The organism is Marinobacter sp. SBS5 (assembly GCF_048285575.1).
GTDB lineage: Bacteria > Pseudomonadota > Gammaproteobacteria > Pseudomonadales > Oleiphilaceae > Marinobacter.
Window position 1 is genome coordinate 17,106 of record NZ_JBLWAZ010000005.1, and the last position, 25,646, is coordinate 42,751.

Below are 25,646 nucleotides of genomic sequence, written 5' to 3' on the forward strand. Positions count from 1 at the left end.
TCCGGTCAGTCTTTGATGGGCAGCACTTCCAGAGTGCGGTTCTGGTTGGTGTAGATGCAGATGTCGCCAGCAATCTCCAGAGCCTTCTCGGCGATTTCGTGTGCACTCAGGTCGGTGTTTTCCAGCAGGGCTCTAGCCGACGCTTGGGCGAAGGGCCCGCCGGAACCGATGGCAATCAGGCCTTGTTCTGGCTCGATCACATCGCCATTACCGGTAATGATTAGTGAGGCGGTCTTGTCGGCTACGGCCAGTAAGGCCTCGAGCTTTCTCAGGGCGCGGTCGGAGCGCCAGTCTTTGGCAAGCTCTACGGCGGCTCGGGTTAGGTTACCCTGATGCTTTTCAAGCTGGGCCTCGAAGCGTTCGAAGAGGGTAAATGCGTCGGCAGTGCCGCCGGCGAACCCTGCAATGACCTGGCCGTTATACAGCCGGCGAACCTTGCGGGCGTTGCCTTTCATGACGGTGTTGCCCAGTGAAACCTGGCCATCACCTCCCATGGCGACTTCGTCGTCACGACGGACGGAAACAATCGTAGTCATTTTGGCTCCAGTTGCCTGATGAAGATTGGTATTCAGACGTTATGGAGGCGGTTGAGTTGAATTCAACCTTTTTTGGGAATCTTTCGAACCAGAGGTTGGATATTAATGCCGACCAGCTTATCGACAGCGGAGTTCATCTGGCTCCGTGAGGTGAAGGGGCCAACATTCACGCGGTACCACTCGCTGCCGTTGTCCTGAACCACGTGCTGGACGTGAGCGCGCAGCCCTTGGAAGGCGATTTGAGCACGCTGACGTTCGGCATCTTGCTTGCTACGGAAGGAGCCGGACTGTACCACGTAGTCGTAGGCCTGTTTGGCGGGCCCAGGTGTGTACTCATCGACCTTCGGCGGAACCACTTCGGATTCGGGTAGCATTTCGTAGAAGCGGAAATCACGCTCCTTGCGGGCCGTTTGCGCCGGGGGCTGACTCTTGGTGGCTTTGGGTTGTGTTTGTTGGGCCTGCGAGGGTGTTGGCTGTCGAACCTCCTGTCCCGCAGGCAGAGTGTTCAAGTACACAATGAAGCCAATAAAGCCGCCGACAGCGGCCAGAGATAGAATCCACTTCACAGACAAACCGCCCTGTTGGGAGTGCGAAGGTGCACTGCGTTTCGGCTTTGGCTTAGCCTTAGCCTTGTTGCTTGGCTGGGCCGTTCGCTTTCGGGGCGCGGCAGCACCTTTGCCGGAAGGGCGGTCTTTCTTGGCATAATCTCTGGCCATGAGCTGCTTACATCTCCTCTGGGGCGCTTACGCCCAGCAGGCCTAAGCCGTTCTCGATGACTTGGCGCACGGCTAGGTACAAGCTCACTCGAGCATCACGAAGGGCGGTGTCTTCGATCAGCACCTTGTGCGCGTTGTAGTAGGTATGGAACTGGCCTGCCAAGTCACGCAAATAGTGAGTCAGGTGATGCGGTTCGCGCTGAGCCGCGGAATTGGCAATCAATTCCGGGTACTTCGCCAACTGGTTTGCCAGTTCCTTTTCTTCGTCCAGCGTCAGCAGGCTCAGGTCGCCGATGCATTCTGTGCGGCCACGCTGAACGCCTTCGGCTTCCAGCTTGCGCAATACGCTGCAGATCCGAGCGTGGGCATATTGGATGTAATACACTGGGTTTTCATTGGTCTGGGAGCGGGCCAGATCGATATCGAAGGTCAACTGGGAATCAACGCGGCGCGCGGCCAGGAAGAAGCGAGTGGCATCGCGGCCCACTTCGTCGATCAAGTCACGCACGGTCACGTAGCTACCCGCACGTTTGGAAATTTTCACTTCCTGCCCGGAGCGGGTGACCATGACCATCTGATGCAGAACATAGTCAGGCCAGCCCTGAGGGATGTCTGCTTTCAACGCCTGCAAGCCAGCCCGCACCCGCGTGACGGTGGAGTGGTGGTCAGCACCTTGCTCGTTGATCACGGTGGTGAAGCCGCGCTGCCACTTGTCCAGGTGATAGGCGACGTCTGGCAGGAAGTAGGTGTAGCCACCGTCTTTCTTGCGCATCACGCGGTCTTTATCGTCGCCAAACTCGGTGGTTTTCAGCCACATGGCGCCTTCGTGCTCGTAGGTGTAGCCATTAGCCTTCAAGCGCTCAACGGTGGCTTCTACCTTGCCGTCTTCGTACAAAGATGATTCAAGGAAATACACATCAAACTGAACGCCGAAGGCTTTCAGGTCGAGATCCTGTTCCCGGCGCAGATAGGCAACGGCAAACTCGCGAATGGCGGCTTGGTCATCCGGGTCGGCCTTAGCGGTGACTTCACGGTCGTCCGCGACCACGGTCTCACCGGCCAGGTAGGCATTGGCCACATCAACAATGTAATCGCCCCGGTAACCGTCTTCCGGCCAGCTTTCGTGCTCTGGCGTCAGGCCTTTAACCCGGGACTGAACCGACAGGGCCAGATTATTGATCTGGGCACCGGCGTCGTTGTAGTAGAACTCACGGGTAACATCGTACCCGTTGGCTTCCAGCAGGCGGCACAAGCAGTCGCCGATCGCGGCGCCACGGCCATGACCCACGTGCAGCGGGCCGGTGGGGTTGGCCGAAACAAACTCCACCTGAACTTTCTCGCCCTTGCCGTTGCTGTTACGGCCAAACTGTTCCGCCTCATCCAGAATCGTGTTCACGATGCCGAACGCGCTGGCGGTGCTCATGAAAAAGTTGATAAACCCGGGCCCGGCAATCTCCACCTTTGAAACCGCATCACTTTCAGGCAGCGCGGCGATTAAATCCTCGGCCAGTTTGCGCGGGGGGCAGCCAGCAGCTTTGGAAGCCACCAATGCGATGTTACAGGCGTAATCCCCGTGGGATTTGTCCTTGGTGTTGCCAACCTGAGGAGTGAAGGTTTGATCAGCCGGCAAAGTGCCTTCGGATTGAAGGGTGGCCAGTGCAGACTGGAGAAGCTCGGATACGGTCTCTTTCATGCGTCAGATGACTCGGTTTTCAGAAGAGTGGGTGTCAGGGCAGGGCGCCCGTTGAAAATAGAAGAGGCGTATTATCGCGGAAAGTTGGAGTGTAAGCAAAAAGCATACGGGGATCACCTAGTCCTCATCAGCCCGTTTCCTGCGGGTCCACATCCACCATCCATTTTGTGTGGCTGGGTAACTTGGCTTCGTCCAAGTGCTGGCACAGGTAGGTGAGTAATCGGTTGAGCTGTTTGCGGTGATCGCTTACCAGTATGAGCTGTGCTCGGTGGCGATCGGCTTTTCGCGCGATGACGGCGGGAAGTGGGCCCCAAACTTCAATGCCGGGTATGCTGGCCATGGGTTTCAGCGAGTCCAGAAGTTGTAGGCTGTTTTGCATGGAGTCGGCTTCTGCGCGCAGTATGGCCATGGCGCGGAAGGGAGGGAGTAGCCCGGATTCCCGCTCGGCCAGAAGCTGGTCTGCGATGGCTGGGTAATTGCCCTGGCATAGGGCGTTCAGCAGCGGGTGGTCGCTGTGGCAGGTCTGGATGAGCACTTTCCCGGGTTTTTCGCCGCGGCCAGCGCGGCCGCTGACTTGCAGCAGGGTCTGAATCATTTGCTCTGGGGCGCGGAAGTCTACGCTGAATAAGCCACCGTCGGCGTTGACCACGGTGACTAAGGTTACGTTAGGGAAGTCGTGGCCCTTGGCGAGCATTTGAGTGCCCACCAGAATGCAGGGCTCGCCACTGTTTACCTGTTTTAGTATGGCTTGAATGCTGCCTTTGCGCTGTGTGCTGTCTCTATCTACCCGAACGATGGGGGTGTCGGGGAATTGTTCAGCCAGCGTTTCTTCGGTGCGTTCGGTGCCTTGGCCTACAGGCTTGAAGTTTTCGCTTTTGCATTTTGGGCAGGTGTGGCTTGCGGCCGTTTGGTAGTCGCAGTGGTGGCAACGCATGGCTCGGTCGCGCCGGTGGTAGGTCAAACGCGTGTCGCAGCGAGGGCATTCTTCCATGTGGCCGCAGTCAAAGCACATCATGATGGGGGCGAAGCCTCGGCGATTCACGAATACTAGCGCCTGTTCACCTCTATCCAGTGTTTCCTTTATAGCCGTCAGTGCAGGGCGGGCCAGTCCGGCTTCCAGCGGGCGGCTGCGAATATCCAAGAGAGTGAGTTCGGGTGGCTTGGCGTTGCCGGCCCTTTGTTCCAGGCGGGCAAGGTTGTATTTGCCTTGGCTGGCGTTGTGCCAGGACTCCAATGAAGGCGTTGCAGAACCGAGAATGACCGGGCATTGATTCAGGTGAGCGCGGTACACAGCCACGTCGCGGCCGGAGTAGCGAAAGCCTTCGCCCTGTTTGTATGAGTTGTCGTGCTCTTCATCCACGATGATGGTGCGAAGGTTGGTAAAAGGAAGCAGTACGGCCGATCGGGTGCCAATAAGGATGATCGGTTCGCCGTTGCGAATTTTTAGCCAAGTGCTCAGGCGTTCGCTGTCGTTAAGGGCGGAGTGCCAAACCTGAATACGGTTGCCGAAGTAGCGGCGGAATCGGGCGACGGTTTGTGGTGTCAGGTTGATCTCGGGTACCAGTACCAGCGCTTGTTCGTCGTGCTGCAACCGCGTTTTTAGATAGTGCAGGTAAAGCTCGGTTTTTCCGCTACCGGTGATGCCAAACAACAAACTTGCTGAAAACGCCTTGGTGTTAGCTGGTAACTTTTCGGCGGCCTTCTGTTGGGCTTCAGAAAGAATGGGGGCTGGTAGCGCGGCCTCTGGCGCCTCTGGCTGCACGTTTTTGGCGGCGTTTTGCTGAAGCAGTTCTTTTTGCTCTAGAGAGCGAATCTGAGCTCGGCTGTACCCGGACTGCACCAGTGCGCTGGAGGTGATGCCGGGCGAGGTTTTAATGGTATTAAATAGCGCGACCAGCCGGTGGGCATTTGCAGGTAGTGCGGCTTGGTCTGTGGCGGTCTGCCAGTGCTCGTCTGGCTTTAGCTCCGCGGGCCTGCCGCGCCGAAGTGCCGGGGGGAGGGCGGTAAACAGGCATTCGCCAAGCGGGTGTTGGTAATAGTCGCTGGCCCACGCGAGTAAGCGAAAGGTGTTGTCCGGTAGCGCTGCCCACGGCTCGAGTGCCGTCTGTATGGGTTTTAGGGTGATGCCTTCCGGAGGTTGTACGCCGGTTTCAACCACGAGTCCGGTCAGTGTCTGGCGGCCAAACGGCACCTTGACGCGCTGGCCGGGGGTTAGTCGCAGTTGGTCGGGAATCTGGTAATCGAACAGCCGGCGCAAAGGGCGGTTCAAGGCGATGCGTGCGGTTTTGGGCTGTGTCACGGTATCTGCGTATCCTGAAAATCGGTGATGTAGCGCCGGCTGATGGTTTTGATGCAATAGACACTGCGGAAGATACTTGCCTGTGGCCAGCTTTGCCAGTAAGATTCGCGGTCTGTTTCTGGCCGGGCGTGGTAGTGCGCGGTCTTTCAATTGATTCAAAATTGCGGTGCCTGACCCCAATAAGCGGTTTATCCGGCGGTGATCAGGTAGCGGCATGCCCGAAAGAGGTTCGCCATGAAAGAAGGTATTCATCCTAAGTACGAAGACATCACTGCTACCTGTTCTTGCGGTAACGTGATCAAGACCCGCTCTACTGTTGGTCACGACCTGCAGTTGGACGTATGCTCCCAGTGCCACCCGTTCTACACTGGTAAGCAGAAGGTTATGGACACCGGTGGTCGTATCGATAAGTTCAACAAGCGTTTCGGTGGTCGTATCGGTGCTAAGAAAGACTGAGCTTAGCCGAAATGTAAAAAGGCGCCTGCGGGCGCTTTTTTTGTGCTTGAAATTTGGCCAGCAATGTATGGCATAAGCAAAATGCCCTATTGACTGGTTATAAAATATTCGGGTTTAGCTTGTCGTTTTTGGACGGGCGCGCCATAATGTCGCGCTCCGTCGACCTGAGGTCAGGCGGCTTTTACTTTTAAACGTGACAAACGGAACAGTGGCAATGTCTCAAGATCTGAAAGAAGCAGCCCTTGAATATCACGCCAAACCGCGGCCGGGTAAGCTGAGTGTAGAAGTCACTAAGCCTACTCAAACAGCTCGCGATCTATCTCTGGCGTACAGTCCTGGAGTTGCCGAGCCGGTCCGCGAGATCGCGAAGGACCCCGAGAACGCATACAAATATACAGCCAAGGGTAACTTGGTCGCCGTTATTTCTGACGGTACCGCTATCCTGGGCCTGGGTAACCTCGGTCCTCTGGCGAGCAAGCCGGTAATGGAAGGCAAAGGCGTACTGTTCAAGCGCTTTGCCGGAATTGACGTGTTCGATATCGAAGTTAATTCCGAAAGCCCGCAAGCGTTTATTGAAACTGTTGAGCGCATCGCGGACACCTTTGGTGGCATCAACCTGGAAGACATCAAGGCGCCTGAGTGCTTTGAAATTGAGCGCGCGCTGATTGAAAAGTGCAACGTGCCCATCTTCCACGATGACCAGCATGGTACGGCGATCGTAACTGCGGCCGGCATGATCAATGCTCTTGAGCTGCAGGGCAAAAACATTGAAGACGCGAAGATTGTTTGCTTAGGTGCTGGCGCAGCAGCCATTGCCTGCACGAAGCTGCTGATCAGCTGTGGTGCTCGCTCTGAAAACATCTACATGCTCGACCGTAAGGGTGTGATCCACTCTGGTCGTGATGATCTGAACCAGTACAAAGCGATGTTTGCGAACGAAACAGACAAGCGCACACTGGATGATGCTATCGATGGCGCAGACGTATTCTTGGGTCTGTCCGGTCCTGATCTTCTGACAGCTGAACAGCTGAAGAAGATGGCTGCGAACCCGATCGTGTTTGCTTGCTCTAACCCGGATCCGGAAATCAATCACGAGCTGGCTATGTCCACCCGTGATGACTTGATCATGGCCACTGGTCGTTCGGACTACCCGAACCAGGTGAACAACGTGTTGGGCTTCCCGTTCATCTTCCGTGGTGCTCTGGACGTTCGCGCGACCTGCATCAATGAAGAAATGAAAGTAGCGGCGGTCAACGCTATTCGTGAGCTGGCGAAAGAGTCTGTTCCTCAGGAGATCTGTGAAGCCTACGGCGTAGATAGCCTGGAATTCGGTAAGGACTACATCATTCCGAAGCCGATGGATGTTCGCTTGCTGGAAGTTGTGCCTGCTGCGGTAGCTCGCGCTGCTGTAGATTCTGGTGTGGCAGGGCAACCTTATCCTGCGCACTACCCGCTGAAGTCTATGGACGACATCATCTAACTCCGATGTAGTTCAGCTTCATGCATAAAAAACCGGCGGTGATCCCGCCGGTTTTTTTATGGTTGCTTGTCTTGTCTTGGCGTTCCCGGCTTAGAAAATCTGCCGGGAAAAGCTTTCCGGGGCGCCGCCTGAAGGGCTGCCAAGCTCATCAGCGGTTAGCGGAGCCGGAACATTCTCTTCTTTGAATAGCTCGAAAACGCCTTCTTCATCTGGGTGTGCGCGTGCGCCAGTTTCCGGGTTGATGCGAATGTTGGCTAGGCCGTTGGGCCGAGGCATTAGCGAAGGCGGGGTGTCGGCCAAAGCAACTTTCATGTAGTCGATCCAAATCGGTAACGCGGTGCTGGCGCCGTACTCTCCACGCCCCAGCGGTGCCGGTTGATCAAAGCCAACATAAACCGTAGTGGCTACGCTGTGGTTGTAACCGGCGAACCAAGTGTCTTTCTGCTCATTCGTGGTGCCGGTTTTTCCTGCTAAGTCGCTGCGGCCCATGGCGTTGGCGCGGCGGCCTGTGCCTTTTCGGATCACGTCTTGCATGATCGAGTGCATGATGTAAACCGAGCGGGTATCTGCCAGTTTGCGCATGATTCTGGGGCTTTCAGGATTTCGTGAGGCCGGAAGGGTGATGCCGGCAGTTTCCGGCAGGGCGTCATTGGATTCTGTGATTTCGAGAGCATTGCTGTGCTGCTCTTCAAGTTGGTCGCAATTGTGGTCGCACAGAATCGTTTCCGGTGCTTCATAAATCACCGTGCCGTTGGATTCGCGAATACTTTCGATCAAATAGGGTTGTACGTCATAGCCGCCATTGGCAATGACCGCAAAGCCGCGAGCCAGATCCATGGGCGTAAGCAGGCCGCTTCCTAGCGACAGTGACAAGTTTGCCGGCATGTTGTCGGTAGGGAGTTTAAGTTGCTCGAGATAGTCCAGCGTAGTGCGAATGCCCAGATCGCGCAGTAGTCGAATCGACACCAGGTTGCGCGAGCGGTACAGGCCTTTGCGCAAGGTTGTTGGTCCGTAGAATTGGCCGGATGCATTTTGGGGGCGCCAAGTGCCTTCAAGATCGGAGTTATCAAGCACGATTGGCGCATCGTTATAAATGGTGGCTGGGGAGCGACCATTCTCGAGGGCGGCCAGGTACAAGAAGGGCTTAAACGTGGAGCCTGGTTGGCGCTTTGCCTGTGTCGCCCGGTTGTATTTGCTTTGTCCGAAGCTGTAGCCGCCGGTGAGTGCTTCAATGGCGCCGGTCTTGGCGTTCAGAGAGATGAGCGCGCCTTCTACATTCGGTACTTGAGCCAGGGCAACGCTTTGCGTGACAGCCGTTGCGTCTTCGGAGGGCTTTTCGGAGTTGAGAGCTTTTACATAAATGACATCGCCAACGCTGACGACGTCAGACGGCTTTTTCGGTTCCGGGCCGGTAAGGCTTTCCGTGCGGTGCCGGCGTGCCCACTTCATGGTGTCAAATGCGATTTTGGTGGGGCCGAGGGCACGGGTATGAGTCTCAACGACGCCGTTCTTGTCATCGATTGCAGTCACGATGGCCGGGATCAAGCTCTCCACGCTAGAGTAGTTGGCAAGCTCTCCCGAGAGTTCGGCGAGTGTCATGCCATCGATGTCAATTTGTGCGATGGCACCCCGGAAACCGTGGCGGCGGTCGTAATTTTCGAGGCCCGCTCTTAATGAATCGGTTGCGGTTTGCTGTTTCAGACCGTTGACGGTCAGGGTGACGCTATAACCATCTGTATACGCGGTGTCGCCGAATCTGCGGACCATTTCGGATCGTGCCATCTCTGCGACGAAGTCGGCATCGACGTCTGTGTCTCGAGCGTTGTAGCTGGCGGTGATGGGTGCTCCGGCGGCCAGTTCACGAGCGTCGCTGGTAATGAAACCCAGGCTCTCCATGCGACCGAGTATCCAATTGCGGCGCACAAGGGCGCGTTCCGGGTCGGCGATCGGGTTATAGGCTGAGGGGGCTTTGGGAAGGCCGGCCAGCATCGCCATCTGTGCGAGTGATAGTTCGTTAACAGGTTTGTCGTAATACACTTGAGCGGCGGCGGAAATGCCGTAGGCACGATTGCCTAAATAAATCTTGTTCAAATACAGCTCAAAAATCTTCTCTTTGCTCAGTTCTCGCTCAATTTGAATGGCCAGAAGTATCTCGCTGAACTTGCGGATGAAGGTCCGGTCGCGTGACAAAAAGTAATTTTTTGCAACCTGCATGGTGATGGTGCTGCCCCCGGATTGAATCGATCCGGTGGAGACCAGTTCGATCGCAGCCCGTGTCAGGCCTTTGATGTCTACTCCGAAGTGCTCGTAAAAACGGGAGTCTTCCGCGGCCAGAAAGGCTTGTAACTGAAGTGTAGGGATCTGTTCGATTGTGACCGGCGTCCTTCTCTTTTCGCCGAATTCTGCTATTAATTTGTTGTCATTGCTGTACACCCGCAGAGGCGTTTGCAGTTTGACGTCGAGCAGTTGTTCGACAGGAGGCAGGCTTGGTCGCAAATAAAGATACAGGCTTGCAGACATTATGACGGCGACACTCAGGCCGGTAAGAATGATCCAGGCAAAAACACGAGATGTACGCATCAAATGAGACATTTTTTTCTGACATCTGTTAGATATAGGTCTATTATTTGAGAAATTGCTTTAGGAAGGTTTGGCGGCCTTCCGGCGTGCAACGTCTCCCGTAGATTCGAGAGATTGCATTGTAGACGGAATGAATAAGAAATTCTCTTACATATAAAACAGATAAAAGCAGGGAAACTGCTTAAAACTAAGAGAGCGATCTCGGAACTTCTGTCGCTAACAGGCAAGAGGCCGGGGGGCTCCAACGCCGGGTGTATTCAACCAGGTATAGGGTGAGCGCGTGTTCGGATTGATAGGAAAAAAATCCAGTTCTGTTCTTGGGGTTGATGTCAGCTCCAGTTCAGCAAAACTCCTCGAACTGTCAAAGCAGGGCGACCGTTACAGGGTCGAAAGCTACGCTGTTGAGCCCCTTCCGGCCAACGCAGTTGTCGAGAAAAACATTACAGACGTAGAGGCGGTGGGCGAAGTGCTCAAGCGTGTTGCGTCTAAGTCCCGCACTAGTGTCAAACAGGTGGCTGTTGCAGTCTCCGGTTCGGCGGTCATCACCAAAGTGATTCAAATGGATTCCGGCCTCAATGAATTTGAGATGGAAGACCAGATTGCTTTGGAAGCGGATCAATACATTCCATATCCCCTTGATGAAGTAGCAATCGATTTCGAAGTACAAGGGCCTTCCGAAAGCAATCCGGATCAGGTCGATGTGCTTCTTGCTGCTTGTCGGAAAGAAAACGTCGACGTTCGGGAAGACGCTCTCGAAATCGCAGGCTTGAACGCAAAGGTTGTCGATGTTGAAGCCTACGCCCTTGAGCGGGCCTACGAGCTGATCGAGCCGCAGCTGGATTCTCAGGGCGAAGAGTTGGTCGTGGCCATCGTAGACATCGGTGCAACCATGACCACCCTCAGTGTTCTGGCCGAAGGTAAGACGGTTTACACCCGGGAGCAGATCTTTGGTGGTAAACAGCTTACTGAGGAAATTCAGCGTCGGTACGGCTTGTCGACAGAAGAAGCGGGGCTGGCCAAAAAACAAGGTGGCCTGCCGGATGATTATGAGGCCGAAGTGCTAAACCCGTTCCGGGAAGCGGTTGTCCAGCAGGTGGCACGAGCGCTGCAATTTTTCTTCGGCGCAAGCCAGTACAACGCTGTGGATTACGTGGTTTTGGCGGGTGGTACAGCTTCGATTCAGGGCCTTACCGAAATGGTCGAAGAGAAAACAGGGACGCCTACGTTGGTTGCTAACCCGTTCGCCGATATGGCTGTGGGGTCCCGGGTGAATGCATCCTCGCTGAGCAATGACGCTCCATCGTTGATGATTGCCTGTGGTCTGGCGATGAGGAGTTTCGACTGATGGCAAAAATTAACCTCAGACCCTGGCGCGAAGAACTGCGCGCGGAGAAGCAGAAGCAGTTTGTGGTGATGATGTTGGGCGCCGTGATTATTGCGGCCGGCTTGGTGTTTTTGTGGAAAACAGATACGGATAACCGAATCGCTTACCAGCAGTCCCGCAATGCCTACATTGAGACAGCAGCGAAGCAGCTTGATAAGCAGATTAAAGAAATTGAAAACCTTAAGCGTCAGCGCGATGAGCTACTCGCCCGGATGAAGGTTATTCAAGATCTGCAAGGCAAGCGTCCGGTGATTGTTCGGGTGTTTGACGAGTTGGTTCGGACGCTTCCGGATGGGGTGTTCTTCACCGATCTTAAGAAGACGGGTGAACGTCTGGATATCGTCGGGATGGCAGAATCTAACAGTCGGATTTCCAATCTGATGCGTCAGTATGACGATTCCGAGTGGTTTACGGGACCAAACCTCAGCAACGTTGCTGCCGCAGATAATCGTCGTGCTGGCTACAGTCAGTTCAATCTATCGGTTCAGCAGAAAACGCCAGAGCCCGAAGGGGAGGATAAATAATGAGCCTCGCGGACTCACTGAAAAGTCTTAACGAATTCGATATCAACGATCTGGATGTCAATAATGCAGGTATTTGGCCTGCACCGATCAAGGCAATTGTGTTCCTCTTGGTGTTTGGCTTGATTCTGGGCGGCGGATATTGGTTTTTTATTAAAGACCAGTACGTGCAGCTGGATCGAGTGGCGCAAAAAGAGCAAGAGTTAAAGCAGCAGTATGAGCGGAAGGCCTATCGGGTGGCCAACCTGGAAGTGTTCAAAGCTCAAATGGTCGAAATGGAAGAAACCTTTGGAGCTCTGGTCCGCCAGTTGCCAAGTGAAACCGAGGTGCCGGGCTTGTTGGAAGATATTACCAATACAGCGCTAGGTAATGGTCTGAGTTTGCAGGAAGTGAAATTACAGCCAGAACGCCGGAGAGACTTCTACTCTGAACTTCCTATTAATGTGCGGGTTTCAGGTTCATATCACGAGCTGGCTTCGTTCGTGAGCAGTGTGGCAAGTCTGCCGCGAATTGTTACGCTGCACGATTTGACGATTAAACCAATCGGTGGAAATGGCGAGCGACTTGATATGCAAGTTGTAGCCCGTACCTACCGTTACCGGGCTGGAGAGTAAGCATGGCAAAGAAGCATGCAGGAAAAGCCTGGCTGGGTGTGTGTCTGGCGTCGTTGTTGACGGCTTGTTCCCAGGGAAATGGCTTCTCGGATTTGGACAAGTTTATGGCGGATACCCGGGCGAAACCCCGGGGGCACGTTGAGCCCTTGCCAGAATTCAAGGCCTATGAGGCCTTCAGTTATTCGGCGGCCGATCGCAGGGCACCGTTTGAGCCGCCCGTTGATGTTCAGCTCACCATGGTGGACGAAAAACCTATCACCGATGTCGAGCCGGATCTTGATCGCCCGAGAGAGGTGCTCGAGAACTTTGATCTGAAATCGCTGACTATGGTGGGAACCTTGGAAGGCTCTGGCGGAAGCCTTTATGCCTTGGTGCGGGATGGCGCATCAGGCATTCATCGAGTGCGGGTTGGGAACTACATGGGGCAAAACTATGGCCGTATCGTAGGTGTCAGTGAAACGCGCATCGAACTGATTGAAATCGTTCCGAATGGCCGGGGTGGATGGGTTGAACGCCCCCGCTCCTTGTCTTTGGATGAGGGCTCAGGAGCGGCAGGATGATGAATACAAGAAATATGCAAGAACAAACAGGTTTAGGGTCGAGGCTAGCGATGTTCAAAAAACTTAATGTCTCCGTAGGTATTATTGCCGTGGGGTTATGGAGCAGCCTGGCCAGCGCGGTCACGCTGCAAGACGTATCGTTTTCGTCGCTGCCGGGTGAACGCTTGGAAGTGACCATGGAGTTTGATGGAACTCCGCCGGAGCCGACGGGTTACACCATTGAGCGGCCGGCGCGGATTACCGTTGACCTGAAAGATACAACGAGCGCAATTAATAAGCGCAGCATTCCACTTGGCTCTGGTAATGCTCAGAGCGTGACCGTTGTGGAAACCAAAGATCGCACCCGTTTGATCTTCAATCTGGTTGAATTGGTTCCGCACGAGACGGTGAGAAATAACAATTCGCTGGTGATGACGATCGGTGGTGCCGCTTCGTCGGTCGCTGCGACATCCACTGCGTCACAAACGACTGTTTCTGCTCAGACGGGTGGAAATGCGTTGGCGGGCATCGATTTCCGAAGAGGGAAAGCCGGCGAAGGGCGGGTGATTGTTGACTTGGGCAGCAGTTCTTCAGCGGTTAACTTGACTGAGCTGGGTGGACGCATCCGTCTGACGATGCCGGATCTGGATGTGCCGGTTAATCTTCGACGTCGTCTGGATGTGACGGACTTTGCAACACCTGTCACTCGCATCGACACCTTTGTGGAAGACGGCAATGCCGTTGTAGAAATTCGTCCGGAAGGGGATTACGACTACATCGCTTATCAGTCTGGCCGCGAATTCACCGTAAGCGTTGAGGAAATATCTCAAGAAGAAGCGGAAACGCGTCGCGAAGAGAAGTTCCCGTATACCGGTGAGAAGTTGTCTCTCAACTTCCAGGACATCGAAGTTCGCTCGGTATTGCAGCTGATTGCTGACTTCACCGGCCTGAACCTGGTGGCGAGTGACACTGTGGGCGGAAGCATCACACTTCGCTTGCAGAACGTACCATGGGATCAGGCGCTGGATCTGATCTTGAAGACCAAAGGTTTGGATAAGCGCCAGATTGGTAACGTGTTGCTGGTAGCGCCGGCGGAAGAAATTGCGGCTCGTGAGAAGCTTGAGCTGGAAACGAACAAACAGATTGCTGAGCTAGCTCCGGTTCGACTGGATATTATTCAGGTGAACTACGCGAAGGCCGACGAAATTGTTAGCTTGATCCAGGCTGACGCCGAGTTGATTTCATCTCGCGGCTTTGTGTCTTCGGACAAGCGCACCAACACCATCACGGTTCGCGAAAGCACGGATAAGCTCGAAGAGATTCGCCGCTTGGTCAGCACTTGGGACGTTCCGGTGCGTCAGGTGTCTATCGAAGCCCGTATTGTTCGTGCACAGACCAACGTAGCCGAAGATTTGGGGGTTCGTTGGGGTGGTGCAGCCTATGATGTGAGTGGCAACGACGTTGTGACTGTGGGTGGCTCGCTGGGAACTCTCAGCGAAGCGCGTGATGCCGCGAGTGGTGGAAGCAATACCATTTCGTTCCCGGGAGCTCTGGGTGTGGATCTAGGCGTGACTGGAGAGGGGGCGTCTTCCTTTGCCATTGGCTGGGGTAGCGATGACTTCTTGGTGGATTTGGAGCTTTCTGCACTGGAAAGCGACGGGCGTGCTGAAGTTGTTTCGCAGCCGCGCGTTGTGACGGCTGACCGCCAAAGCGCTTCGATCAAGTCCGGTGAAGAAATTCCTTATCAGGAGGCTTCGTCCAGTGGTGCTACCTCTGTCTCATTCAAAGAAGCAGTTCTTTCTTTGGAGGTAACTCCGCAGATTACCCCGGATGACAAGATCATTATGGACCTGGTGGTGAACCAAGACTCTCGCGGTGAAGTGACCGCAGGCATCCCGTCAATCAATACCAATGAAGTCACTACGCAGGTTCTGGTAGCGAACGGTGAAACGGTAGTTCTGGGCGGTATCTTCCAGTCAGAAGTTGCAACCCAAACGACCAAAACGCCGTTCTTGGGTGACATTCCTTACCTAGGTCGGTTGTTCAAGCGCACCGAGCATGTTGACGAGCGCAGTGAACTGTTGATCTTCATCACACCGAAGATCATCAAGAGCGACCTGATCCAGTAACAGGGTCTGAGTTTGAAAGCCGCCGCTAATACCGGCGGCTTTTTTGTGTCCGAGGCCTGGCGAGGTTATGGATTGGCGCGCCCTGTGCTATTCTCATCCGCCTGAAAAATTGTTGAGCGGAAAGTTATGTCTTTGCCCAAACGCGTTGTTCTGGTTGGGCCCATGGGGGCCGGAAAAAGCACTATCGGCCGTTTGCTTGCCAGAGAGCTCGGTTATCGTTTTATGGATTCAGACCGAGTCATCGAGGAGCGGTGTGGGGCAAATATCCCGTGGATTTTTGATGTCGAAGGTGAAGGTGGCTTTCGGCAAAGAGAAACCGCAATGCTTGACGAGATGACAGTCGAATCTGAAGTGGTTTTGGCGACAGGCGGTGGTGCCGTGATGCGCGCGGAAAACCACCCTTTATTGCGTAAGAACGCAGTGGTTGTCTACCTGAAAACCTCGATTGAACAGCAGGTTGAGAGAACAAGAAAAGATCGCAATCGCCCCCTTCTACAAAATGATGATCCCGAAGGGGTATTACGAAAGCTGTTTGCGATCCGGGACCCTTTGTATACTCAGTTAGCCGATATAGTGATGTACACCGACCGAAAGAGCCCGCGGCTTGTGGTTCGGCAATTGGTGAACAGAATCAGTCCCAAAACCCCAAGGCATAGAAGGCAAAGGCGGAAGGAAGGTCGTCAGCATGTACAAGGTACTGAAAGAACTCAAAGTTGATCTTGGTGAGCGCAGTTACCCCATCGTGATTGGGTCGGGGTTGTTGGGCTCTTACGATCTCACGCCCTGGGTGAGTGGCAGTCAGGTGATGATTGTCACCAATGAGACAGTCGCGCCTTTATATCTGGAAAAAGCGAAGGCCTGTTTTCCTGGTAAACAGATTGATGTGGTGACACTGCCAGATGGCGAAGAACACAAGAACTGGCAGACGCTGAATCTCATCTTCGATGGTTTGCTGGAAAATCGCCACACCCGTCATACCACAATCGCGGCTTTAGGTGGCGGTGTGGTTGGAGACATGGCAGGTTTTGCTGCTGCTTGTTACCAGCGTGGTGTGCCGTTCATTCAGATACCGACCACGCTATTGTCGCAAGTGGATTCATCGGTCGGTGGTAAAACCGGTATTAACCATCCTTTGGGCAAAAACATGGTCGGAGCCTTCCATCAGCCTCAAGCCGTTCTTATTGATACCGACACGCTCGAAACCCTTCCGGCCAGAGAAGTGTCTGCGGGGCTGGCAGAAGTGATCAAATACGGTTTAATTCGAACCCCGCAATTCCTTGGTTGGCTGGAAGATCATGTTGACGCCCTGCGTGCCTTGGATACCGTGGCTCTGGGTGAAGCGATTTACCGCTCCTGCGAGTGCAAGGCGGAAGTGGTTTCTCTGGACGAAAAAGAAGGTGGATTGCGGGCCATTCTTAACCTCGGTCATACCTTTGGCCACGCGATCGAAACCTTTGCGGGTTATGGCAACTGGTTGCATGGTGAAGCGGTTGGAACCGGCATGATGATGGCGGCGGATCTGTCTGTTCGAGAGGGGCATATCTCACCCTCTGATAAAGACCGTACGAATAGATTAATTCGTCGCGCGGGCCTTCCTGAAAGGGCTCCAGAGGGCATGACCGAAGAAGATTTCATGAGATTGATGGCTGTGGATAAGAAAAATGTCGATGGCCAGATTCGTTTGGTGCTCCTGCGTGAGCTGGGTGATGCTTGGGTTACCGCAGACTATAAGCCAGCGAATTTGCGTGCGACCTTGCAGGCGTTTATCCGTTAACCGGTTGTCTACCCAGAAAACAATAATACAGGGATGAGGTGTGGCTCAGGACACTTTAAGCAGTCTTGATGGCGGTGGGTTGTTCCCGCGTCTGCAGCAGCGCTATGGTTTGAGCGAGAACCCGCTTGAGATGGACTCGCCATTCTTTCCAGGGGCGATGCGGCAGCATGCTTTGGAGACTCTGCGTCATCTCAGTGGTTTTGGTGATATGGCGTTGGTTGTTACGGGCGCGCCCGGGGCAGGGAAAACGCGAGTGCTGACCGAATTGGTGCGAAGTGAGTCGGCAAGACTGGACTTTCACCATGTTCCGGTAGCTGCCCTGACAAGTGCCGCCGCGCTGGCGCGAGAACTGAAAAGCTTAACGCGCTCGGCTATTCCTGAAGACTTCGAGCCACGAGAGGCGGTTTATCGTTATTTTTCATGGTCTGAGAGTCGTGTTGAACGTGGCCGGCGGCAGGTTCTTTTGGTAGATGATGCCGACCGATGTCCTCCGGATGTTCTGAATCTTATTCTGTCCGCATTCGTCGCGGCTGACCGCACGGCCGCCGCCGTACCCGTATTTGCCGGTAGTGAAGCCGTCGAGCGGGTTCTTTCATCTGAGCCTGATGCTGGATACGTGCATCATCTCGCGCTGCCTCCGTTGGATAAAGACGATGTTTTTGCCTATTTAGAACCCCGCGTTAATAAAACGGGTGGTTCGGTGGATGAGTTGCTGTCTTCCTGCCGTTTAAAGCAGATACATGCCCTAAGCCAGGGCAGTTTGGGTCGTTTAAAACGGGTAACGCCGGGCGTCTGGCTCGACATGGTGGCTGGCTCTCATGGGGTGTCCCGGTTTAATTTCCCGTCTATCCAAAGTTTGCGCTGGCCGGCACTTGCTGTGTTGTTGCTTGGTATTTCGTGGTGGCTGGTATCTCTGCAGTATGATCAGGCTGTAGAAAACCTTCCGGATCAATCGGTTGCGCCGGAACGGGTGCGTAAAAGCATTACGATAGGGCCGGAGTCTGCGATAGAAGAAAATGAAGGTGCTGTGATTGCCGAGCACGATGCGGCATTAGCCGTCCCGGCAGAGCGCGTGACCGCAGTGGGTGAGGCGCCTCAAGCGCCAGAAACTGAGCCGTCGGTTGTGCGGGATGTTCCGCAGGAACCCGCGAAAACTGTTGAAGAGCCAGAGCCAGAGCCAGAGCCCACATTTACCCCTGTTTTACCGGAGCGTTTTGTGGCTTTGGAGCGCTTGCAACAAAGCCAGGGCTGGACCCTCCAGTTGGTGGCCGGGCGTTTGGAACAAACCGTTCTTAATGTGCTTGGCCGGTTGCCGGAAGATAAAAGGTTGCGCTATACCGTAGGCGAACGTGATGGGCAGCCGTGGTTTATGTTGGTGTATGGAAGCTACGCGACCCGGAACGAAGCGGAATCTGCCGCTGCGACCCTTCCTGAGGCATTAAAAGTCGATAGACCTTGGATTCGCACATACGAAAGCTTCTGAATCGATAAAAGTGCACCTATGTGGTGCACGCATTCCTTTCAAGTTAAGAAAAAGTTTAAAACTTCTTGCGTGATCGTTTGTCATACGTATAATCCCTTCCCCCTTTTTTAAAGTGTCAGCTCATTTTGTGCACTACGGTGGTGCGAAATGCGTTGGCGGGAATGATTTTTACGTGAGAGAACGCTTATGACAACAGGCTTGTATCATCCCGATGAATTCAGGGACAACTGCGGTTTTGGCCTGATAGCCCATATGAAGGGCGAGGTTAGCCATAAGCTGTTGGAAACAGCTATCGAATCACTCACCTGCATGACCCACCGGGGAGGCATTGCTGCCGACGGAAAGACCGGTGATGGTTGTGGTCTGCTGTTGCAGAGCCCCAAGGCCTTTTTGGTTAAAGCTGCTGAAGCAGCGTTTGGGAAAAAACCTGGCGACTTATTTGCAGTTGGCCAGGTTTTTTTAGCTCAAGAGGAAAGTAAGGCTGCCGCTGGTCGGGCTGCTATTGAGCGCAGATTGACCGAGCAAGGGCTCGAAATCATGGGCTGGCGCGAAGTGCCCGTGGATGATAGTTGCTTGGGCCCCATGGCAAAGGATTGTTTGCCCCGCATTGAGCAGGTATTTGTCGAGCCGGGCGATAAAGCAGAGAAGGAATTCGCGATCAGCCTGTTCCTCGGTCGTCGTTATGCCGAGCGAGATATGGCTGACGATTCGGAGTTCTATATCTGCAGTCTCTCGCACCGCACTTTGGCCTACAAAGGCCTGATGATGCCGGCGGATCTGGCGAATTTCTATAAAGATCTGGGCGATCCCGATCTGGAAACCGCGATCTGCGTTTTCCACCAGCGGTTCTCAACCAACACCATGCCCAAGTGGCCGTTGGCACAGCCGTTCCGTTATTTGGCACACAATGGCGAAATCAACACGGTTGATGGCAACCGTAACTGGGCCATTGCCCGTGCCGCCAAATTCAGCTCACCGGATCTGCCCGACCTGCAAACCTTGCAGCCGTTGGTCAATCTGAGCGGGTCTGACTCCTCCAGCATGGATAACATGTTGGAAATCCTGCTGGCCGGCGGTGTCGATCTGTTCCGTGCCGTTCGAATGATGATTCCGCCTGCGTGGCAGAATGTCGATACCATGGATTCCGATCTGCGTGCTTTTTATGAGTTCAACTCGATGCACATGGAGCCGTGGGATGGTCCGGCTGGACTGGTTATGTCCGACGGCCGTTATGCGCTGTGTATGCTCGACCGAAATGGTTTGCGTCCGGCGCGCTGGGTAATCACCAAAGATGATTTCATCACGCTGGCTTCGGAAGTGGGTACATACAGCTACGCTCCCAGCGATGTGGTTGCCAAGGGTCGGGTAGGGCCAGGCCAGATGCTGGCGATTGATACGGAAACCGGCGAGGTGCTGCACACTCCGGATATCGATGAGCGCCTGAAAAATGCGCAGCCGTATAAGCGCTGGTTGAAAGAAAACGCACTTCGGGTGGAATCCACGCTGTATCAGGAGTCTCCGGAGTTCAAATTGATGGGGCCGGAAGAGCTGCTGGTTCATCAAAAGATGTTTAACGTATCGTTTGAAGAGCGGGATCAGGTGCTTCGGCCTCTGGCTGAAAGTGCTCAAGAAGCCGTTGGCTCCATGGGCGACGACACGCCTATGGCCGTGCTTTCAAGCAAGGTGCGCCACATTGCGGATTACTTCCGTCAAAAGTTTGCGCAGGTGACCAATCCGCCGATTGATCCGCTTCGCGAGACCATCGTGATGTCGCTCGAAACCTGTCTGGGTGCAGAGCGGAACGTGTTTGAGGAAACCGCTGACCATGCCGACCGTGTCATTCTGACAACGCCGGTACTGTCACCGGCCAAGTTCCTCAGGCTTACCAATAACAAGCGTCCTGGCTTTGAAGTCGGTCGTGTGGCCCTCAGCTACCGCCCTGAAGAAGGGCTGGAACAGGCGATTGTTCGAGTTTGTGAAGAGTCTGCAGCGGCGGTGCGTGATGGCAAGGTTCTGCTGATTCTGAGTGATAAGGACTTGGTGGAAGGCGAGCTGCCGGTGAACGCTATGATGGCCACCGCAGCGGTTCATCACCACCTGTCGGCTAATGGCTTGCGTTGCGATACCAACCTCATCGTTGAAAGTGGTTGGGTGCGTGACCCGCATCACTTCGCCGTACTGTTGGGCTTTGGCGCGACCGCTATCTATCCGTATCTGGCGTATCAGGTCATGAACGATCTGATTCGGACGGGCGAGCTGATGATGGATCCGATCGAAGCCAAGAACAATTACCGTAAGGGTATTAACAAGGGCTTGTTGAAGATTCTGTCCAAGATGGGCATCTCAACCATTGCTTCCTACCGGGGAGCTCAGTTATTCGAAGCGATCGGTCTTGCGGATAGCGTGGTTGATCTATGCTTCAAGGGCGTACCCAGCCGAATTCAGGGTGCTGATTTCGGTGACTTCCAGCAGGACCAGGAGCTGCTTGCTTCGGTTGCTTGGAAGCCCCGTAAACCGCTGTCCCCCGGTGGTGTGCTGAAGTACATTCATGGCCAGGAATACCATGCGTTCAACCCGGACGTGGTTGGCAAGCTTCAGGATGCGGTCATCAGTGGTGACTACGGTCACTACAAAGAATACGCGAGCTTGGTTAATGAGCGCCCAGTCGCAACCTTGCGTGACCTGCTGGTGTTCAAAGATGGCATTCAGCCTATCGATATCAATGAAGTTGAGCCGGTAGAAAACATCTTCCCGCGCTTTGATTCGGCGGCCATGTCGCTAGGCGCACTGTCTCCGGAAGCGCACGAAGCTCTGGCTGTGGCTATGAACACTTTGGGTGGCCGTTCGAACTCTGGTGAAGGCGGTGAAGATCCCGCACGCTATGGCACGAACAAGCGCTCCAAGATTAAACAGGTTGCCTCCGGCCGCTTCGGTGTGACCGCTGAATACCTGCGCAGTGCAGACGTTATGCAGATCAAAGTCGCTCAGGGCGCCAAGCCGGGTGAAGGTGGTCAGCTACCGGGTGGTAAGGTGAACGACCTGATTGCTCGTCTGCGTTATTCGGTGCCGGGTGTGACATTGATTTCACCTCCGCCTCACCATGACATCTATTCCATTGAAGATTTGGCTCAGCTGATCTTCGATCTGAAGCAGGTCAATCCGGAAGCGTTGGTTTCTGTGAAGCTGGTGTCGGAGCCGGGTGTGGGCACCATCGCCGCCGGTGTGGCCAAGGCCTACGCTGACCTGATTACTGTGTCTGGTTATGACGGTGGTACTGCGGCCAGCCCGCTGACGTCTATCCGGTATGCCGGCTCCCCATGGGAACTCGGTTTGACCGAAACTCAGCAGGCTCTGCGTGCCAACGACCTGCGTGGCAAGATTCGTCTGCAAACAGATGGTGGCATCAAAACCGGTCTGGACGTGGTGAAAGCGGCCATTCTGGGAGCGGAAAGCTTCGGCTTTGGTACAACGCCAATGGTTGCCTTGGGTTGTAAGTACCTGCGTATTTGTCACCTGAACAACTGTGCGACCGGTGTGGCGACTCAGAACGATTACCTGCGTGAGGAGCACTTCAAGGGTACCGTTGAAATGGCGATGAACTTCTTCCGCTTTGTCGCGGAAGAAACACGCGAGTGGATGGCCAAGCTGGGTGTTCGCAATCTGGAAGAGCTGGTCGGGCGCGTTGATCTTCTCGAGCGCCTGCCGGGTAACACCGAGCGGCAGAAGAAGCTCGATCTGACCCGTTTGCTGGAAAACGACCATATTCCAGCGGACAAGCCGCAGACCTGCCAGGTAGAGCGTAACGTACCGTTCGATCAGGGTCAGTTGGCTGAGCAGATCGTCAAAGACACCGCCGCGGCACTCAATGAAAAGTCCGGTGGCGCTTGGACTTACAAAGTGACCAACTGTGACCGTTCTATCGGCGCACGTTTGTCGGGTGAAATTGCCGCTCGCTACGGAAACAAGGGCATGGCTGACGCTCCGATTACTCTGGATCTTACTGGCACTGCCGGTCAGAGTTTCGGTGTGTGGAACGTGGGTGGCCTGAATATGGTTCTTCACGGCGACGCCAACGACTACGTAGGCAAAGGCATGACCGGCGGTAAGCTGGTTATCAAGCCGCCTCGTGGCAGTGACTTCAAAACCCAGGAAACGTCCATCGCAGGCAATACCTGCTTGTACGGCGCAACTGGCGGTAAGTTATTTGCTGCGGGTACGGCGGGCGAGCGATTTGCGGTTCGTAACTCGGGTGCCCACGCTGTTGTGGAGGGCGCAGGCGATCACTGCTGCGAATACATGACCGGCGGTTTGGTGACAGTTCTCGGCGAAACAGGCTACAACTTCGGTGCGGGTATGACCGGTGGATTCGCCTACGTTCTGGACTTGAATAACACCTTTGTTGACAAGTACAACCACGAGTTGGTTGAGATTCAGCGTATTGCACGGGAAGACATGGAAGCCTACCGAAACCACCTGCGCGGTGTGATTCGGGAGCACATTTCCGAAACCGGAAGTGCTTGGGCTGAACATCTTCTGGAGGATTTCGACGATTACATCAACCGGTTCTGGCTGGTTAAACCGAAGGCCGCGAATTTACGCAGCCTGTTGGCCAGCACCCGAGCCCGCCCGGAGTAATCACCGGGAAAACTGTAAGTTGGGCTGCGCCACGAGCGCAGTCCGCGTCGAAATCGAAAGTATGAGAGCAACACTATGAAAGAACGTCTTCATAATGACTTCCAGTTCGTCGAAGTAGGGCGGGTAGACCCGAAGAAAGTGCCGGCGAAAAAGCGGAAGAAAGAGTTCGGTGAGATCTATCATCCGTTTACAGAAACCCATGCTGCGTCTCAGGCACACCGCTGCCTGGAGTGCGGTAACCCGTATTGCGAGTGGAAGTGCCCGGTGCACAACTACATTCCAAACTGGCTGAAGCTGGTGTCGGAAGGCAATATCATGAAAGCTGTGGAGTTGTGTCATCAGACCAACTCGCTGCCTGAAGTATGTGGCCGCGTGTGCCCTCAGGACCGCTTGTGCGAAGGCGCTTGTACCCTGAATGACGGTTTTGGTGCAGTTACCATCGGGTCGGTTGAAAAGTACATCACCGATACCGCCTTTGCGCTGGGCTGGAAGCCAGACATGTCCAAGGTGACATGGACAGACAAGAAGGTTGCCGTGATTGGTGCTGGCCCTGCGGGTCTTGGCTGTGCCGACGTGCTGGTGCGTAACGGTGTGAAGCCTGTTGTGTTCGATATTTATCCGGAAATCGGCGGGCTTCTGACCTTTGGTATTCCAGAGTTCAAGCTGGAAAAGAGTGTGATGGCTCGCCGCCGTCAGGTGTTCGAAGAGATGGGCATGGAATTCCGCCTGAACACCGAAGTGGGCAAGGATGTATCGTTGAAGAGCATTCTTGAAGAGTTCGATGCCGTATTCATGGGCATGGGCACCTACACCTACATGAAAGGTGGTTTCCCGGGTGAGGATCTGCCGGGTGTTCACGATGCACTTCCGTACCTGATCTCCAACGTGAATCGCCGACTGGGCTTCGAGAAGAAGCCTGCCGATTTCATCGATATGAAAGGCAAGCGTGTAGTCGTTCTGGGTGGTGGTGACACTGCCATGGACTGCAACCGTACCTCCATTCGCCAGCAGGCGGAAAGCGTGACCTGTGCCTACCGTCGGGACGAAGCCAACATGCCGGGTTCCCGCCGCGAGGTGGCCAACGCCAAAGAAGAGGGCGTGAAGTTCCTGTTCAATCGTCAGCCGGTAGAAATCGTTGGTGATGGCAAAGTTGAAGGCGTCAAAGTTGTAACCACCGAGCTGGGTGCGCCGGATGAGAACGGCCGCCGTCGCCCGGAAGTGGTGCCCGGCAGTGAGGAAGTGATTCCAGCTGATGCCGTGCTGGTAGCCTTCGGCTTCCGCCCGAGCCCGGCTCCGTGGTTTGAAGACCTTGGAGTGAATACCGACGAATCCGGTCGGGTAACGGCACCAGAGAAAGCGGAACTTCCGTTCCAGACCAGCAACCCGAAAATCTTCGCCGGCGGCGATATGGTTCGCGGTTCGGATTTGGTGGTCACCGCGATTTGGGAAGGTCGACAGGCCGCAGAAGGCATCCTGGATTACCTGGATGTCTGAGTAAAAGCTTGATCGGTGTCAGAAGGGCGGCTTCCTAGGGGAAAGCCGCCCTTTTTTATTGGCGCAAACGGGGTATCATTGGCACCCATTGTCTCTGACCCTTAAACGATGAGAAGACTGTAACTATGACTGAGTTGAAGAACGATCGCTTCCTGCGCGCCCTTATGCGCCAGCCTGTGGACCGTACCCCGGTGTGGATGATGCGTCAGGCGGGCCGTTACCTGCCGGAGTACCGCGCAACCCGGGCCCAGGCGGGTGACTTCCTCAGTCTGTGCAAGAACACACCGTTGGCCTGTGAAGTGACATTGCAGCCGCTGGAACGCTATCCGTTGGATGCGGCGATCTTGTTCTCCGATATCCTGACCATTCCCGACGCGTTGGGTCTTGGTTTGTATTTCGAAACCGGCGAAGGTCCCAAATTCCGTAAAGTTATCCGCTCTGAAGCGGATGTGGATGCGCTGCCGAAGATGAACGCTGAATCCGATCTGGATTACGTGATGAACGCGGTATCCACCATCCGTCGTGAACTCAATGGCCGCGTTCCGTTGATCGGTTTCTCCGGTAGCCCGTGGACACTGGCCACTTACATGGTAGAAGGCGGTTCCTCCAAGGATTTCCGCGAGACCAAAAAACTGGCCTACGGTCAGCCGGAAGTGATGCACCGTTTGCTGGACCACCTTGCAGATTCGGTCATTGACTACCTGAACGGCCAAATCAAAGCCGGCGCTCAGGCGGTTCAGATCTTCGATACTTGGGGTGGTGTGCTAAGCGGTTGGGCTTATGAAGAGTTCTCGCTGCGCTACATGAAGAAGATTGTAGACGGGCTGATTCGCGAAAACGAAGGTCGCCGGGTTCCGGTGATTCTGTTCACTAAGAACGGTGGCCAGTGGTTGGAGTCGATTGCCGATACGGGCTGTGATGCTGTCGGTCTGGACTGGACCACGGATATCGGCAACGCCCGTGCACGAGTGGGTGATCGAGTTGCCCTGCAGGGCAATATGGACCCGACTATGTTGTATGCGCCTAAGAAGCGTATCCGTGAGGAAGTGGAAGATATTCTGTCTCGTTACGGGCAGGGCACTGGGCACATTTTCAACCTGGGTCACGGTATTACGCCAGAAGTGGACCCGGAGCATGCGGGTGCGTTCATTGAGGCTGTTGTTGAGTTGAGTGCCAAGTATCATCAGCAGTAATTGAAGCTTGGGGGTTGTCGCCCGCTAGCCTGCTAGCTGGGTGTTGGTGGCTCGGGGGGACGGCCTCCAAAAAAACGCTACAAGCACATCCATGTGCGCTTCTCTCCGGCCATCCATGGC

The 25,646-nt window shown here is 54.7% G+C and carries 18 protein-coding genes; 13 read left to right on the plus strand and 5 right to left on the minus strand.

The genetic code is table 11. The annotated features are described in order from the left end of the window. Window positions 1-5: 5 nt before the first annotated feature. From hslV to ACNQ6O_RS14090, 4 genes are all read right to left on the minus strand, one after another. Window positions 6-536 carry an ATP-dependent protease subunit HslV gene (gene hslV / locus ACNQ6O_RS14075; RefSeq protein ID WP_114335860.1) on the minus strand — a complete coding sequence of 177 codons (531 nt, stop codon included), beginning with the start codon at window positions 534-536 and terminating at the stop codon, window positions 6-8. A 62-nt stretch (window positions 537-598) separates the two neighbouring features. Beyond that, complete coding sequence (locus ACNQ6O_RS14080; RefSeq protein ID WP_418053864.1) at window positions 599-1,252, minus strand: SPOR domain-containing protein; 654 nt, start codon at window positions 1,250-1,252, stop codon at window positions 599-601. A gap of 7 nt (window positions 1,253-1,259) precedes the next feature. Then, window positions 1,260-2,945 carry an arginine--tRNA ligase gene (gene argS / locus ACNQ6O_RS14085; RefSeq protein ID WP_418053865.1) on the minus strand — a complete coding sequence of 562 codons (1,686 nt, stop codon included), beginning with the start codon at window positions 2,943-2,945 and terminating at the stop codon, window positions 1,260-1,262. A gap of 127 nt (window positions 2,946-3,072) precedes the next feature. Then, on the minus strand, window positions 3,073-5,244 hold the full coding sequence (locus ACNQ6O_RS14090) for a primosomal protein N' (protein ID WP_418053866.1): 2,172 nt from the start codon (window positions 5,242-5,244) through the stop codon (window positions 3,073-3,075). Between the two features lie 234 nt (window positions 5,245-5,478). Here ACNQ6O_RS14090 and rpmE point away from each other — a divergent pair, with 234 nt between their 5' ends. Then, a complete protein-coding gene (gene rpmE, locus ACNQ6O_RS14095) occupies window positions 5,479-5,700 on the plus strand; it encodes a 50S ribosomal protein L31 (RefSeq protein WP_114335865.1) in 222 nt (73 codons plus the stop codon). 214 nt (window positions 5,701-5,914) lie between these two features. Continuing rightward, complete coding sequence (locus ACNQ6O_RS14100; RefSeq protein ID WP_418053867.1) at window positions 5,915-7,180, plus strand: malic enzyme-like NAD(P)-binding protein; 1,266 nt, start codon at window positions 5,915-5,917, stop codon at window positions 7,178-7,180. A 90-nt stretch (window positions 7,181-7,270) separates the two neighbouring features. On the opposite strand, the gene ACNQ6O_RS14105 is transcribed toward ACNQ6O_RS14100, so the two are convergent. Further along, the gene (locus ACNQ6O_RS14105; RefSeq protein WP_418053868.1) at window positions 7,271-9,772 is read right to left on the minus strand and encodes a penicillin-binding protein 1A; all 2,502 of its coding nucleotides are present in this window, start codon (window positions 9,770-9,772) and stop codon (window positions 7,271-7,273) included. 268 nt (window positions 9,773-10,040) lie between these two features. Between ACNQ6O_RS14105 and ACNQ6O_RS14110 the strand changes: the two genes are divergently transcribed. The 11 genes from ACNQ6O_RS14110 to hemE all read left to right on the plus strand — a co-directional run bounded on the left by ACNQ6O_RS14110 (window position 10,041) and on the right by hemE (window position 25,526). After that, window positions 10,041-11,105, plus strand: coding sequence for a pilus assembly protein PilM (locus tag ACNQ6O_RS14110; RefSeq protein ID WP_418053869.1), 1,065 nt, complete (start codon window positions 10,041-10,043; stop codon window positions 11,103-11,105). Continuing rightward, entirely contained in the window at window positions 11,105-11,668 is a 564-nt protein-coding gene (locus ACNQ6O_RS14115; protein ID WP_418053870.1) for a PilN domain-containing protein, read from the plus strand. The genes ACNQ6O_RS14110 and ACNQ6O_RS14115 overlap by 1 nt, the downstream gene beginning before the upstream one ends. Next, window positions 11,668-12,279, plus strand: a complete 612-nt coding sequence (locus tag ACNQ6O_RS14120) for a type 4a pilus biogenesis protein PilO (RefSeq protein ID WP_418053871.1) — start codon at window positions 11,668-11,670, stop codon at window positions 12,277-12,279. The genes ACNQ6O_RS14115 and ACNQ6O_RS14120 overlap by 1 nt, the downstream gene beginning before the upstream one ends. Window positions 12,280-12,281: 2 nt before the next feature. Further along, window positions 12,282-12,839, plus strand: a complete 558-nt coding sequence (locus tag ACNQ6O_RS14125; protein WP_418053872.1) for a pilus assembly protein PilP — start codon at window positions 12,282-12,284, stop codon at window positions 12,837-12,839. After that, on the plus strand, window positions 12,839-14,947 hold the full coding sequence (pilQ, locus tag ACNQ6O_RS14130) for a type IV pilus secretin PilQ (protein WP_418053879.1): 2,109 nt from the start codon (window positions 12,839-12,841) through the stop codon (window positions 14,945-14,947). Before ACNQ6O_RS14125 ends, pilQ begins: the two co-directional genes overlap by 1 nt. 126 nt (window positions 14,948-15,073) lie before the next feature. Continuing rightward, window positions 15,074-15,664, plus strand: coding sequence for a shikimate kinase AroK (gene aroK / locus ACNQ6O_RS14135; protein WP_418053873.1), 591 nt, complete (start codon window positions 15,074-15,076; stop codon window positions 15,662-15,664). Next, window positions 15,645-16,721, plus strand: coding sequence for a 3-dehydroquinate synthase (aroB, locus tag ACNQ6O_RS14140; protein ID WP_418053880.1), 1,077 nt, complete (start codon window positions 15,645-15,647; stop codon window positions 16,719-16,721). The genes aroK and aroB overlap by 20 nt, the downstream gene beginning before the upstream one ends. 40 nt (window positions 16,722-16,761) lie before the next feature. Then, window positions 16,762-18,204, plus strand: a complete 1,443-nt coding sequence (locus tag ACNQ6O_RS14145; protein ID WP_418053874.1) for an AAA family ATPase — start codon at window positions 16,762-16,764, stop codon at window positions 18,202-18,204. A gap of 186 nt (window positions 18,205-18,390) precedes the next feature. After that, entirely contained in the window at window positions 18,391-22,839 is a 4,449-nt protein-coding gene (gene gltB / locus ACNQ6O_RS14150) for a glutamate synthase large subunit (protein WP_418053875.1), read from the plus strand. A 75-nt stretch (window positions 22,840-22,914) separates the two neighbouring features. Continuing rightward, a complete protein-coding gene (locus tag ACNQ6O_RS14155) occupies window positions 22,915-24,333 on the plus strand; it encodes an FAD-dependent oxidoreductase (RefSeq protein ID WP_418053876.1) in 1,419 nt (472 codons plus the stop codon). A gap of 125 nt (window positions 24,334-24,458) precedes the next feature. Beyond that, window positions 24,459-25,526: a uroporphyrinogen decarboxylase gene (hemE, locus tag ACNQ6O_RS14160; RefSeq protein ID WP_418053877.1), complete on the plus strand. Its 1,068-nt coding sequence runs from the start codon at window positions 24,459-24,461 to the stop codon at window positions 25,524-25,526. Window positions 25,527-25,646: the final 120 nt, after the last annotated feature.

What these genes read in the sequence shown, in the direction of transcription:
- hslV (WP_114335860.1), bottom strand. Translation starts at nt 536, where the DNA reads ATGACTACGATTGTTTCCGTCCGTCGTGACGACGAAGTCGCCATGGGA.
- ACNQ6O_RS14080 (WP_418053864.1), bottom strand. Translation starts at nt 1,252, where the DNA reads ATGGCCAGAGATTATGCCAAGAAAGACCGCCCTTCCGGCAAAGGTGCT.
- argS (WP_418053865.1), bottom strand. Translation starts at nt 2,945, where the DNA reads ATGAAAGAGACCGTATCCGAGCTTCTCCAGTCTGCACTGGCCACCCTT.
- rpmE (WP_114335865.1), top strand. Translation starts at nt 5,479, where the DNA reads ATGAAAGAAGGTATTCATCCTAAGTACGAAGACATCACTGCTACCTGT.
- ACNQ6O_RS14100 (WP_418053867.1), top strand. Translation starts at nt 5,915, where the DNA reads ATGTCTCAAGATCTGAAAGAAGCAGCCCTTGAATATCACGCCAAACCG.
- ACNQ6O_RS14105 (WP_418053868.1), bottom strand. Translation starts at nt 9,772, where the DNA reads ATGTCTCATTTGATGCGTACATCTCGTGTTTTTGCCTGGATCATTCTT.
- ACNQ6O_RS14115 (WP_418053870.1), top strand. Translation starts at nt 11,105, where the DNA reads ATGGCAAAAATTAACCTCAGACCCTGGCGCGAAGAACTGCGCGCGGAG.
- ACNQ6O_RS14120 (WP_418053871.1), top strand. Translation starts at nt 11,668, where the DNA reads ATGAGCCTCGCGGACTCACTGAAAAGTCTTAACGAATTCGATATCAAC.
- ACNQ6O_RS14125 (WP_418053872.1), top strand. Translation starts at nt 12,282, where the DNA reads ATGGCAAAGAAGCATGCAGGAAAAGCCTGGCTGGGTGTGTGTCTGGCG.
- pilQ (WP_418053879.1), top strand. Translation starts at nt 12,839, where the DNA reads ATGAATACAAGAAATATGCAAGAACAAACAGGTTTAGGGTCGAGGCTA.
- aroK (WP_418053873.1), top strand. Translation starts at nt 15,074, where the DNA reads ATGTCTTTGCCCAAACGCGTTGTTCTGGTTGGGCCCATGGGGGCCGGA.
- gltB (WP_418053875.1), top strand. Translation starts at nt 18,391, where the DNA reads ATGACAACAGGCTTGTATCATCCCGATGAATTCAGGGACAACTGCGGT.
- ACNQ6O_RS14155 (WP_418053876.1), top strand. Translation starts at nt 22,915, where the DNA reads ATGAAAGAACGTCTTCATAATGACTTCCAGTTCGTCGAAGTAGGGCGG.
- hemE (WP_418053877.1), top strand. Translation starts at nt 24,459, where the DNA reads ATGACTGAGTTGAAGAACGATCGCTTCCTGCGCGCCCTTATGCGCCAG.